Here is a 13,764-nt window from a genome sequence, read left to right on the forward strand (position 1 = left end):
CTCTCAGATCGTATCGAGAATCAAGCGATCATCATTACCTGGAGCAAGCAACGCCACAAGCCGCACCAAATCTGCCTGAGTTACTGCCGCAAGAGCCGGATCAGTAATCGGTAAAACAAGCCAGCGACTCTCAGCATCGATTTGTGCCAGCACCGTATTTTGTGGCGGCGGAAATAGCGTCGCTTGCCCTCCAAGTACTGCCCGCCACAAAGTCTGGGTATCAGCCGGTTGCCCCCGAAACGCAATATCGACATGCTTACGTTCGCAAAACGAATGCAGACTTCCTGAAAATGCCACTCGTAGATAGCCCAATGCAGCATGTAGATCGCCTGAAGATGGAGCGGCATTGGCGATGAGTGATCTCGTTGCCTGAATCGGATTACCCTCCATCCCACCATTCTCGATTACAGTCAGCAATTTATCGACTGATGCTATTGCACCCTCCACTTCAGCGCGTGCGATGTTTGGCGGTGCAGCATGAGAGTAAGGATTGAGCACCACCTTTCGAAACAATTTAACCCGCTCAATGACCCCGGCCATACAGACTTTTGCCGAATGGGCCTTAAACCATCCTTCGACAGCAGACAACAGTTTTTCCGTATCCAGATGGCGGGGATCTGTCTTGAATACAACAGGGACACCGAATCGTTCACAGAACGATTTCAGGGCGAGTTCGAAGGCAGCACGGGTGTAATTGGCAGCAGCGGGAACGTGATGATTTGCCAAAAAATTACGTGCTTGGTCAAGCGATGCCTTTGCCGCCTTATTCCCAGGAGCACGAACGGTGGGTGCCGGAATACCTCGCACGACATCTTCGCCTTCGAAGACTTCCAAAGACTTCCAGTGGCCGGTGTTACCTAGATGGAAGCGGGCCATTTCGAACCACACCCGGTCGTGGGTTAGCAGCACGGTTTGCCAGTCGGCGAACTTTGAGTTGAGCACATCCAGCACTGGCAGGCGGTTCGAGTGGTCGAGGCCAATCAGCACATCGTCGAGTACCAGCAGCTTCAACGCCGTTGTAGTGGCGGTCGGTGTACATGCCAGCCGTCCCGCCAAATAGATCGCTAATGCCAGTGCGGATAGGCGGGCCTCGTTCAGGAAATGCTGCGGTACTGAAAGCTGGTGGCTGCGATAACTGACATCCAACGTAAGTGAACGGCCAGCAATCTCGCGATCCCGCTTGTAGTAGGCTGCTGTGTAAGTAATGCCGCCAAAAGCAAATGGCGCGACGGAAACGTCCGACCCGATCAGATCACCCAGCAAAGTACCAATAAGGGGATGAAGCGCCGTCAGGGCTTGATTGAAACCATTGTTGAAGTTCGCGCAGGCCTGATTCACCCTAGTCAACGCTGGTTGTGTATGTTTGGCTGGCTTTGCTTGTTCCACCGCCCTCCACAACTCGCCAATGGTTTGCGTTGTTCCACCAGCCACCGTCACTGGAAAGTCGGCCAGCAGTTTTTCCAAGGCGATGTCGAACAGATTGATTGCGCCATCGCCCTGCTTGTAGTTGGTATCAAGCAAGGCGCGATAGTCCAGTGCAGCCCTGCGCAGAGCAGTCTGCGTCACACGTGTGTCGTTACCCCCGGCAACTGTGGCGGGGTGTCGCTCACGGGTCGGCGTTGTGCCGCCGATGGGGTGGCTACCGAGCGGCGCGGCTCCGATCGCGCCTGAGCCTAGTTGCATGAACCACTTTGCACTTGGCGCACCATCGTTGAACTCAACCTCAACCGCGCAGCTCGTTTCCGGTTCTCCTGAAAATACATTCTTGTAGACACGGAGGTTTCTGCTTCGCTTGAGCGAGAAGAAGTCGGAAAGCGCATGAAAGACCGACGACTTGCCCGCCCCGTTCTCGCCATACACCAGCAGGTTCTTACCATCCAGATCAAAGTGCGCAGGCGCTGGACCGGGGAAGGCGCGAAAGTCGGTAAGCGTGAGGCGCTTGATGCGCAGGGGCGTTGCCGACGCTACAGACGCTGGCGGCGGTGCTGGCGCAGGCGGAACGGCGCTCATTCCTTGCCCTCGATGATGCGCACCACTTCCAGGGCTTGCAGGTCGAAGAGCATGGCGTAGATGGGGTGGTCGTTGGCAAAGAGGGTGGCAGCCAGTTTTTCCGCTGCCTTGGCAAGCGCGTCGCCCTGCGAGGCGGCCAGCTTGCCGACACCGGCTTTCTCGCAGGCATCGAACAGGCGAATATTCGCGGCGTGAAGTTCCTCGGGGAAGAACAGCTCAAAGACGAAACCATTGATGAGTTGCTCATAGCGTTGGTCACGTGTGCCAAGTACCGCATCCACAACCGAACTCATAAGAGTTTTCTGTGTGCTTGTACCTGACGGAATCGGAAAATTCGACACGTACATCGGCTTGAACTCGTAAAACCCCCCTTGCTTGCCTGAGAAGGTCTGGCGAGTGATCCACCACGACAGAGATGAATTCAGAACTCCTAGCACATAGCGCCACTCTTCAGTGACGATGATACTGGTCTTGTCATTGCCATAAAAACCTTCGAGATCAGGCGCGTACTCCACGCCATCCTCAATTGCAGGCACAAGAATCTTCGGCCTCTCAAACTCCGCAAGGTAGCTTTCTTTGGGGTTGTTATCTAACTCCAACCAGTGATGTTGACCTTCACTCTTTCCCCCACGCGAGGATGTGCATTGACCACGCTTTCGCAAGGCATCTTCGAACTGCGAGAGATGCTTCAGGATTGCCGGATACTCCGGTAACTGCTCATGAAATCCGAATGGAAAGGCAATGAGATACAAATCGGCCCACTCGACTTTCCACCGTTTGACATCGCGTCCGCGCAGATAGGGTTTTATTAACTCTGCTGACTTCGGGTCTTCCGCGATAAGCCGCTGTCTTGTCGCCCCATCAATGACAAAGGCTTCGTTCAGTCCCGTCTTGATTCCGTAGTAGAACCGTCCTTGTACATACTCACCTAAAGGTGTACCTGCGCTGCGAATCCGTGCCAGCAGTTGCCGCTGGCTTTGTGGTTCGAGTTGCCAACCCTGCTTCTTAAGTTCGGACTGTGGCACATCGAAAGCTTCCTGTTGAAACACGACAGGGAACTGCTCCACGGGATGCTCCTGTGACCAGTTCAAGGCGCGCACCTGATCGCTCGCAGGCACCGGGTTCAGCGGCTTCTCGCGCCGCGTGGCAATCACGATGGTGGGGTAGGCAAGGGCGGTAAACACCGCTTCATCGCCAAAATCAATAATGCTCTCTAGGCGCGTGTGCGAGGCCATGAACAGGCGCAGGTTCTCGCCATACTTGGCGCGATACCATTTGTTGGAAGTGATGAACGACAGCACACCTTGCGGCTTGAGCAACTTGACCGAACGCTCATAGAAAAAGACATAAAGGTCTGCCCGGCTAGCAGCGCACTCGTAGTGGTATTCGCTCTTCAGAACGGGCGTCAAATCCTTGATGTCTTCATGCCGCACATAGGGCGGGTTGGCAATCACGATGTCGAACACCGCTTCGGAATTGTCCTGCGCACGTGGCATGCCGAACATCCATTCCACATCGAAGAAGTCAGCGTAGCGATTCTGGTCAAACGGATCCCAGCGCGCCATGCGCTCGGCGTCGTTGGCAGTGACGAAACCATCGCGCTTGAGCAGAGTTACCAACTCCTCGTGCAGCTTCTGCACCTTTTCCTTGCGGCGCTTCTTGGTGGCACGGGTACGCGAGGTGAAGTAGGCGGCGTTGGCATCACGCAGTTCGGCCTCCTTCTCCGCGATGGCCGGGTCATCCAACAGCGATCCTTGCGCGCCGTGGCGCGGCACGCCGAACAGGGTGTTGGCAGCGACGATCTTGGTTTCCAGATTGGGCAGCGGGGTGATATTCCAGTTAGGCTTGCTGCGGTCTATGGGTTGGCTGACGATGAGGGCGATGAAAAAGCGCAGTTTGGCAATCTGTACCGCTATGGGCTGGATGTCCGAGCCGAAGATGCACTTCTCGATCAGATAGAGCTTGCGGGTGTAGTCGGCATAGGCCGGGTCGGCAAAGTCCTTCTTGTGCTTTTCCAGCGCGGCTTCGGCATCTTCGATTTCGGCATCGCGCTGCACGGGGTCGGGCGTTTTCTTCGCCAAGGCGAGGCGCTGTTGCAGCGGAGCCAGGTTCTGGTCGCGCCAGCGGCGGTTGTCGGGATCGAGTTTTTTCAAAGCCACGAAGAGCTTGGCCAAGACACCCATTGGGAAGGCGCCAGAGCCGCAGGCCGGATCGAGCACTTTCAGTTGTTCAATGGCGAGCACCAGCACGTCGGCCTCTGCTTCGCCGAAAGCGTGCTCCGTGTCGGCGTGCGAGAGCAACTGGCGCAAATCTTGTTCGCGCTGTTCCCCGTTGGGTAGATGACGGGCGAAGTAGGCAATGAGTGCCTCGTCCACCATGTAGTCCACCACCTCGCGCGGGGTGTAGAAACTGCCGGACTGTTTGCGCGCAGTGCTGCGGGTGTCCGGGTTGTAGCTGGCAAGCAGGTTCTCGAATACCTTGCCCAGCAGTTCGGGATCGAGCGCTACTTCCTCGTCCAGCGGCGTGTTCTCGTCCACGGTGAATTTGTAGCTGTCGAGCAGGTCTATCAGGCCCTTGACCGGATAACGCTTGCCCTTGGTCTCGAACTCGGTGTTCAGCGTCGCATCATCCGTGCCACCGAAAAAGAGCTTGTTCGGTACTTTGGCTTGGGCATCGGGGCGACGCGAGAAACCGTCGATGCGCAGTACCAATCCTTTGCCCTCCTGCACCACCAATTTTTTAAGTTCCGGGCGGCGGGCCAGCTCCTCATCCGTAAGTTGCTCGTCCAGGCACTCAAACAGGCCGCCGTTGAGGAAGGGCACGTGGGCGAAGTAGTCTTGCAGTACTGTTTCAGGGTGCTTGAAGGCGTCCTGATGACGATAGACCAGCGAGATGAGGTAATCGCCCTTCATGCCGTTGCCGGTTTTGGCCCAGCGGCGGTCATTGCCCATCTCCTGATTCAGGGTGGCAAAGAACAGGTTTTGCAGAATGGCGTGGTAGTAGTTGCTTTCATCCGGCGCGGTATCCGGCGCCTGCTTTAGCAGGCCGCGCAATGCTTCCCGCTCGAACAGGGTATTGGGTACCAAACCGCGCTCTTTGATGAACCAGACGAAGATCAGGCGCGTAAGCAAGCGGATGACACCAATGGCATTGCGATCCGGCCCGCCGCCCTTCGGAAATTCCACCTCCTTGGTGGCCCACATGTACCACCAAGCCAGTTGCTGATAGAAATCCTTGTTGAGCTTCTGCGTGGAGAGCGTGTCGATCCAGGCGTCATACAGTTCGCGGAAGTTGCCGGGTCGGCGCTTGTCGCCCAGATTCATCAAGGTGAGGCTTGCCAGGATGTCTGTGTGCGCACGATGAGGGGCGGTAAGGCGCACATCCTTGATGACGGTGATGCGGCTGTCGATGACGTCGCGGCTGGCATCGCGCATGTTTTGCCGCCGGTCGATCACCGCGAGAGAAAACAGCTCTTCCTGGCGGAACAGGAAGATGGCCGGCATGGGGAATCGCTTGTTCAACTCACGTGCGATGGTTGCCAGCTGGCTGCGCGACCAACCCTCGCCTTGCAGATCGATGGCAAGAAAGACGAAGGACTCAATCTGGCCTTGTGTCAGCTTGCCATCCGCGCCTACAGGTGCTTGCCCCAGAGCCAGTGAAGGAATCTCGTCGTTGGTGAGCTGGAACAGGAAAGCGCAGGACTTCCAGCGATTGGCATGCACCTTGGCGCGGCTGATGCTGCCAAGCTCGGGACGAAATTGTTCGATGCTGCCCAGTAGCGCTTCTGCTGTGTTACCCAGTTCTGCCGTTTTATCGCTGCTGTAGCCCAAGGCATGGAGCAGAGCGATGGCACCTGTTGCCAATGGCTGGGTGGAGAAGTTTTGCAGCGCATCCTGAATGGATTGGCGAAGGGCGGAGTTGTCAGTCATTGTTCACGTCCTTGATCACCAGCCAGGTGATGAGATCGAAATCGTTGGTTTGCTTGATTTGCTTCGCTGCATCGGCAAGCTTGCCACCACGCCCCGAGAAAAGATTCCCCGCGTTCTTGCGCCCAAACTGTGCAGCAATGGCAGCCACCGCCTTGTCGAGCAGGCCGCTGTAGCGGCTCATGTCCTGCCCATGGGCAGTCTCTTCGTCGAACAGCTTGCACAGCTTGGCGTGTGGTTCGGTCTGGCCCTGGCAGACCGCGCGGAAGATTTCCAGGATCTGCTTGGGCGCGGTGAAGTTGTAGCGCACCTCGCCATCGTCACGGATATAGACGAGGAAGTACGGTTGCAGCGGGTTGACTGCCTCATTGCCGGCGGCGTCGATGCGCTGCTTCAGGCAGTAGATGATGCCGGGCTTGATGGTGCTGTACTCCGCGTGTGGCGGCACCACGGCGTAGAGGCCGAAGGGGGCTTCTTCCAGCTTCTCTCGGTTGGCCTCGATGTAAGTGGCCAGTTCCATGCGGAAGTCATCCAGCGTGAATTCGCCCAGCGCGACGGACTCGTTGAAATCTTCCAGATCGAGCACTTCGTCCTTGAGTCGCAGCAATTGCTTGTCGCGGTAGCGCATGTCCTGCTTGATGAGGTCTTCTAGGTCTTCGGCTTGCAGGATGTTGTCTTCCGCCGTGGCGGCGATATCGACCAGAGCCATGCGCGCCTCGACACGGTTCTTGAGATTGATGTACTTGTTCAAGTCCGGCGTGGGCCAGAAGTTGACGAGCTGGATGGCGTTGTTGGGACTGCCGATGCGGTCGATACGACCAAAGCGCTGGATGATGCGCACCGGGTTCCAGTGGATGTCGTAGTTGATGAGGTAGTCGCAGTCCTGCAGGTTTTGGCCTTCAGAGATGCAGTCGGTGGCGATGAGGATGTCGATTTCGCCATCCTGCGGCATGGACTTCATCTTGCCCCGTTGTTTGGCGCGCGGAGCGAAGTTAGTGAGGATGTGGGTGAAGTCGGCCTGGCCGAAGGTGCTGCGGTTGGGGCGTGCGCCGCCAGACACCAGAGCGATGTGAACGCCCAGCGTGTTGCGTGACCAGTCTTCCAATTCTTCGTACAGATAGGCAGCGGTATCGGCGAAGGCGCAGAACACAATGACCTTGCGGTTTTCCTCGCCCAGTGTGTTGGTGCTGGGGTGACGCACCTTGTGTTCGATGAGGCACTTGAGTTCGGCGAGCTTGGCATCGCGCGATGCATCGACGGCTTGGGCAGCATCGGCCAGCAGCGAAAGCTGTTGCTTGTCGGTGGTCAGATCGGCCAGCCAGGCGGCCACGTCCATATGCTCCATGCGGTACTTGAGCTTGGTTCCCGCCTGGAAGGCCTGGGCCAGTTCTTCGTCTTCTTCGGCTGGCTCCACGAAGAAATCAGGCTGGATGTCTTCCGCCGTCTCGGCCTGGTGTTGCAGGAACTGCTTGAGCCGTTCTTCCAAGTCTTCGATCTTGCTGACGGTGCGCTCCATGGTGATGGCAAAGGCGCGCACAGAGCTTTCCAGGCGCTTGAGGAAGTTCACCTTCATCATGCCGATCAGGAACTTCTCGCGGTTCTCCTGGCTGAAGTTCTTGACGCGATGGTCTTCGTACTGCGCCTTGAACGCTTCCAGCACGTACTTGGACGGCTTGAAGATGGAAAGCTGGTAGTTGTCGATCTCGTCGTTCAACTTGTCGTAAGAGAGGAAGCGACCCTTGAGGTCGATTTCGGAGAACACGGATTCCGGCTTTTTGCGCTTGGGGAACTGGCCGATCTGTGCCATCGAGGCTTTGTAATACTTCTGGATGTGCTTGCGCGAACGAGCGATGGTGAGTTCGTCCAGCAGGGTGAAGAACCCAGCGGAGAGCCTTTCCATCAGGTCACGGGCATCCCGCTCGCCAGAGCGCCTGGCCCACTCCATGAAGGTCTTTTGGGCGACGGTAAGCGTGTCCTTGATGCTGTTGATGCCGAAGCTCTGCGAAAAGGCAGTATCGCGCCCTTCGGTGACAAAGTAGATTTGGTTTCGCAGGTCTTTGAGGTCGTTGTTGACCGGGGTTGCGGATAGCAGCAACACCTTGGTCTTGACCCCAGTCTTGATGATGTCGTCCATCAGCCGCTCATAGCGGCTCTTCTTGATGAGGTTGCCTTCTTCGTCGCGCTTGCCCTTGGTGTTGTTGCGGAAGTTGTGCGATTCGTCGATGACGATCAGATCGAAGTTGCCCCAGTTGAGCGTTGCCAGGTCGATGCCATCTACGCGGCCGCTGTCACGTGACAGGTCGGTGTGCGAGAGCACTGTGTAGGCAAAGCGATCCTTGAGGAAGGGGTTGAGTTCGCTGTTGTTCTGGGCGAGATAGACCGTCCAGTTGTCGCGCAGCTTCTTGGGGCATAGCACCAGCACACGGTGATTGCGCAGCTCGTAGTACTTGATGACCGCCAATGCCAAGTAGGTTTTACCCAGGCCCACGCTGTCGGCCAGGATGCAGCCGTTATGCAGGTTGATCTTGTGGATGGCGCCTTTGACACCGTCCTTCTGGAAATCGAACAGTGCCTTCCAGACCTCTGTATCGATGATGGCGGTTTGGTCGAACAATGCGGCGTCGGCTTCCTGCCCGGACAGGAAGCGTTCGAAGACGTGGTAGAGCGTCTTGAAATAGACGAACTCCGGCGCATGATCGACATAAAGCTGCTCCAGGTAGCGCAGAACATCGGCCTTGACGTCGGCAACCAGTTTTTCGTCGCTCCAGATTTCATCGAACCATTGTTTGAGGTCGGCCCTGTCGCGGTCGCCATCGACAATGAGGTTCAGTTCGATGTTGGGCGTATCGGACAAGCCGAGGCCGCGCCGGGTGAAGTTTGAGCTGCCCAATAGCGCATGTTCACGTCGGCCATCGTCAATGTGATAGAGCTTGCCGTGCAGGAGGTTGGCCTGGCGGACTGAGCGGATATCGACCTTGTCGCGCAACCATGCAGCGCAGCGACGAGCGACTTCCTTCTGTTGCAGGCGGTTGGCCAACTCCATGCCTTCGTCTTCGATCTTGAAAGCTTTCTTGTCGGTCTTGTCCGGGTCGAGCGAAGCGATGAAGCGGGGTTCGCCGAACAGGAAGTTCAGATGATCGATCTGGTCAAGCTGACTGGACAGCGCATCGTAGGCGTAGATGGTGAAGTAGGCCGATACCACGGAAAGTTGGCTGCCTGCGGCCATTTTCTCGGCCAGGAAGTCGGCGACCTTGCCGCGAGTATGGTTGTCACGGATGCCATGACTGATGATGTTTCTTTGAGTACTCATTTCTCACCCGATTGATTGGTGCGAAGCCACTTCGCCCCTCGCCCCTTGCCTGTTGATTCGATCAACCCCTCTGATTTCATCGCCCGCAGCACTAGTCGAACCATGTCCCGGCTCACGCCCGGGCAGGCTTCTTCAATTTCGGAAATCGAGAACGGCAGGGTGCGCCCCAGGACTTCCGCACGCACCCGGTCGCCTTTACTGCCACGGCCACGTTCGATGGTGCCGACACGCTCCTCGAACTCGCGGTAGGCCCGCAGCAAGGCGCCCCAGAAGTAGTCAAGCCAGGGCTTTACGTCGTGCAGCCCCTGGTGCCATCCCTGCGAACTGGCTTCCAGCGTCTCGTAATAGCTTTCCTTGGTGTCCTCGAAGATGCGTTCCAAACTGATGTAGCGGCCCACGGCATAGTCGAAGTGGTAGAGCAGCAGCAAGGTCAACAAGCGGGACATGCGACCGTTGCCATCCGGGAAGGGGTGGATGCACAGGAAGTCGAGCATCGCCAGCGGCACCAGCACCAGCGGATCGGCTAGGTGCTGATCCAGTGCGGTGGCGTAGCGCCCGGTCAGATCGGCCATGGCCATGGGTGTGAGGTGTGCAGCAACTGGCTGGAAGCGCAACCGCGACGTGCCATCGGGATGGCGTTCGATGATGTCGTTGTTGGTGGCTTTCCAGCGTCCGCCCGCCTGCGGCATATAGCGGTACAGCAGGGTGTGCAGTTGCAGCACTACGCCTTCGCTGAAGGGCATGTGCGCGGCAGACTCGTGGATCAGGGCCAGGGCGTCACGGTAGCCGGCGATCTCCTGTTCGGAACGGCTCTTTGGCGTTGCATTGCGGATGACCAGAGACTTCAGCCGCGAGGGTGCGACGACAACGCCTTCCAGGCGGTTGGATGACTCGGTGGATTCGACTACCGCGATCTGGCGTAGCCCTTTGAGGGCTTCGGGCGAATGCGCGGCGTAGAGTTGCTGCTTACCCTGGTACTCGCCCAGTGTGCGCAACGTGGCGGCCTGGGTGCCATCGAAGCGAAGCGCGGCGAGGTACTCGGGTGTGAGCGAGTGCATGGAAATGTAAGCCCAGGCTGTCTAAATGGGGTAATCATAGCCTTTAAATGGGGCATTGTCTCTAGAAATACCTCATTAAAGGTGTTTGATTACCCCATTTCATGAACGTAGGCCCGGTCGCGCGGGGCCGGCATGGCCGACCAGGAAGGAAACGCCTAAAAGGGGTAATAATTTCACAATTACCCTATTTCCCCCATTGTTTACCCCATTTCCAGGCCCAACTCAGGGCAAAGGCAAACGGCAAGGGAACGGCACTCAAGGGACAACGGCCCTATCCAGAAAAGGAAAAGGCCGCCCTGTCCATTGGTTCTGCAACACCCAGCCAACTCTTTCCTATGCCGTGCCGCTGCCCTCCGCCGCACCCAGATAGTCCGCCCAGTCCTGCAACAGCGTCCTTCTCTGATCCAGCAGCAGCGCCTTGTTATACGTCGCCCGCACCTTGTTGCTTTCAACGTGGGCAAGCTGCCGCTCGATTGCATCAGGCCGGTATCCGTTCTCATTGGCCCAGGTTGAAAAGGTCGTCCGCCAGCAATGCGGCGTTGTGCCCCGGCCCAGGTTCATGTCGCGCATGGCGTAGGTCAACCGGTTGGGCGTAGTAAAGCCCTTGCCGCTCCGGTGTGGGAACAGATAGCGGCCACCACCCGTGATGCACTGCAAGCCCTTCAGCACGGCAATGGCCTGTGCAGACAACGGGCTGACATGATCGCGCCGCGCTTTCATCTTCGCCGCAGGCCGACGCCACAGTGCATCCTCAAAGTCGAACTCGTCCCACTCGGCATCCGCCGCTTCCCCTGGACGGCAAGCGGTCAGAGCAATCAACCGCAGACACAACGAAGTTTCCGGATAGCCCCGGTAACCGCGCAACTCCTGATAGAACTTCTGGATTTGCTCTCGCGTCATCGCCGCCTTGCTCTCGCTGAACGGCACGCGCAGCAGCCCGCGAAGACTGGGAATTGGATTGGCCTCTACCAGGCCACGCACCACCGCAAACTCGAAGATCGCCGAAAGATCACCTTTGACGTGAATGGCCGCCCATGCGCCATGGGCCTTGCACTCTTCCAACAGCGGACGAATCTGCTTCACGCCGATATCGCTCATCGGCATCCCGTCAAACTTCGGCGACAGGTACTTCCTGATGCGGGACTCTTTCGTGCGGTAGGAGCTGAGCGCAAAGACTGGCTTGATCTCGGCCAAGTACGCCTGTGCCACCTTGGCGAACGAGCTTTCCTTTGCGCGCTTGCGTTCCTCCAGCGCTTCAAGGTTGCGCTGCTTGACCTGCTGCCGTTCATGGGCAGGATGAATGCCTTGCTTGACCAAGGCGCGGGCCTTCTCTCGAACCGCTCGCGCCTCTGCAAGACTTACTTGAGGAAAGCCGCCAATGGCAAAGAGGTTCTCCTTGCCTTGCATCCGGTACTTCCACCGCCAGAGCTTGCCGCCGGTGGGCTTGACCAGCAGGAACAGGCCCCCGCCGTCTGAAAGTTTCCAGTCTCGATCAGTTGGTTTGGCTGCCTTGACCTTGGCATCAGTGAGTAGATTCTCGGGCATCGTTGGACTCCACTGCGGGGAGATGTACCCCCACGGTTGAACACGAGTACCCCCAACGCTACCCCCGATTTTTTCAGACCTCGATGAACAATAGGAACGCTCAGTAGACCGTATTGTTTACGCAACCCATTGATTTACAAAGGGCCAATCTATCTACCAAGCGCTACTGAGCGCCACCGAGATCCAGCAAAAATCGTCAGACGTTGAACAGGAAGTTCATGACGTCGCCGTCCTGCACCACGTATTCCTTACCTTCGGAGCGCATCTTGCCGGCTTCCTTGGCGCCCTGCTCGCCCTTGAAGGCGATGAAGTCGGCGTAGGCGATGGTCTGGGCCCGGATGAAGCCCTTCTCGAAGTCGGTGTGGATGACGCCGGCGGCCTGGGGGGCAGTGTCGCCCTTGTGGATGGTCCAGGCGCGTACTTCCTTGACCCCGGCGGTGAAGTAGGTCTGCAGGCCGAGCAGGTCGTAGCCGGCGCGGATGAGACGGTTGAGGCCCGGCTCCTCCAGACCCAGGTCGGCCAGGAAGGCCTGCTTGTCCTCGTCTTCCAGATCCGCCAGTTCTTCCTCGATCTTGGCGCACACGGCCACCACGGGAGCGCCTTCCTTGGCGGCATGTTCGCGCAGGCGGTCCAGGTGGGGATTGTTCTCGAAGCCGTCTTCCATGACGTTGCCCACGTACATGGCGGGCTTCACGGTGAGCAGGCAGAGGGGCTTGACGATGAGCTTGTCGTCGTCGGACAGGCCGGCGGTGCGGGCCGGCTTGCCTTCGTTGAGGTGGGGCAGCAGCTTTTCCAGCACGGCCACCAGCTTCTGGGCTTCCTTGTCGCCGGACTTGGCCTTCTTGCCGTCCCGGGCGATGGTGCGCTCCACCACGGCCAGGTCGGCCAGGGCCAGCTCGGTGATGATGGTCTCGATGTCGGCGATGGGATCCACCTTGCCGGAGACGTGCACCACATTGGGGTCGTCGAAACAGCGCACCACGTTCACGATGGCATCGGTTTCCCGGATGTTGGCCAGGAACTGGTTGCCCAGGCCTTCGCCCTTGGAGGCGCCGGCCACCAGGCCTGCGATGTCCACGAACTCGACGATGGCCGGCTGCATGCGCTGGGGTTTGACGATCTCGGCCAGGGCCGCCATGCGGGGATCGGGCACTTCAACGATGCCCACATTGGGCTCGATGGTGCAGAAGGGGTAGTTGGCCGCTTCGATGCCCGCCTTGGTCAGGGCATTGAAGAGGGTGGATTTGCCGACGTTGGGCAGACCAACGATGCCGCATTTCAAGCTCATGGTGTTTTCCTTGCTAAACGGTTTTGCCGTGTAACTGTTGTTGGGCGGCGGCGAAATCGCCGGCGGCGATGCGGGGCCAGGCCAGCAGGCAGCGGTCGATGGCCTTGTCGATTTCCGTCTGCTCCTCGGCCCGGGGGCGATGCAGGACGAAATCGACGACTTCCTGCTTCAGGTTGAGGCTGCGGGGGTGGCCGATCCCCAGGCGCAGGCGCCAGAAATTGGGACTGCCGAGCTGGGCCTGGATGTCCTTGAGGCCGTTGTGGCCGCCGTTGCCGCCGCCCTGCTTGAGGCGGATGGCACCGGGCATCAGGTCCAGTTCGTCATGCACCACCAGCACCTCTTCCGGTTCGATCTTGTAGAAGCGGGCCAGGGCCGCCACCGCATGGCCGGAACGGTTCATGAAGGTGGTGGGCTGCAGCAGCCAGGTATCACCGGCCCGGGCGGCCAGGCCGAGGAACTTGCTCTGGGGCGCCAAGCTGACCTTGAGGTCCCGGGCCAGGCGGTCCACCAGCCAGAAGCCCGCATTGTGCCGGGTATCTTCGTATTCCGCGCCGGGGTTGCCGAGGCCAACGATGAGACGGGGTGCGTTCACTGGAAAGACTCAAAAAATAAAGCCGCCGCGAGGGC

General features: G+C 58.3%; 7 protein-coding genes. All 7 read right to left on the reverse strand.

Annotation, left to right across the window (positions count from 1 at the left end; all coding sequences use genetic code 11):
• Positions 1–3: 3 nt before the first annotated feature.
• Positions 4–2,010: an AAA family ATPase gene (locus EV678_RS10405; protein WP_130459484.1), complete on the reverse strand. Its 2,007-nt coding sequence runs from the start codon at positions 2,008–2,010 to the stop codon at positions 4–6.
• Positions 2,007–5,939, reverse strand: a complete 3,933-nt coding sequence (locus EV678_RS10410) for an Eco57I restriction-modification methylase domain-containing protein (protein WP_130459485.1) — start codon at positions 5,937–5,939, stop codon at positions 2,007–2,009. Before EV678_RS10410 ends, EV678_RS10405 begins: the two co-directional genes overlap by 4 nt.
• Positions 5,932–9,246, reverse strand: coding sequence for a helicase-related protein (locus EV678_RS10415; protein ID WP_130459486.1), 3,315 nt, complete (start codon positions 9,244–9,246; stop codon positions 5,932–5,934). Before EV678_RS10415 ends, EV678_RS10410 begins: the two co-directional genes overlap by 8 nt.
• Entirely contained in the window at positions 9,243–10,304 is a 1,062-nt protein-coding gene (locus EV678_RS10420) for a Fic family protein (protein ID WP_130459487.1), read from the reverse strand. The genes EV678_RS10415 and EV678_RS10420 overlap by 4 nt, the downstream gene beginning before the upstream one ends.
• Positions 10,305–10,637: 333 nt before the next feature.
• Entirely contained in the window at positions 10,638–11,849 is a 1,212-nt protein-coding gene (locus tag EV678_RS10425) for a tyrosine-type recombinase/integrase (protein ID WP_130459488.1), read from the reverse strand.
• A 196-nt stretch (positions 11,850–12,045) separates the two neighbouring features.
• Positions 12,046–13,137 (reverse strand): redox-regulated ATPase YchF, encoded by a 1,092-nt coding sequence (ychF, locus tag EV678_RS10430; protein WP_014236142.1) that lies wholly within the window; start codon positions 13,135–13,137, stop codon positions 12,046–12,048.
• A 13-nt stretch (positions 13,138–13,150) separates the two neighbouring features.
• Positions 13,151–13,729 carry an aminoacyl-tRNA hydrolase gene (gene pth / locus EV678_RS10435; protein WP_014236141.1) on the reverse strand — a complete coding sequence of 193 codons (579 nt, stop codon included), beginning with the start codon at positions 13,727–13,729 and terminating at the stop codon, positions 13,151–13,153.
• Positions 13,730–13,764 lie beyond the last annotated feature (35 nt).

Origin of the sequence: Azospira oryzae (assembly GCF_004217225.1) — a bacterium.
Lineage (GTDB): Bacteria > Pseudomonadota > Gammaproteobacteria > Burkholderiales > Rhodocyclaceae > Azospira > Azospira oryzae.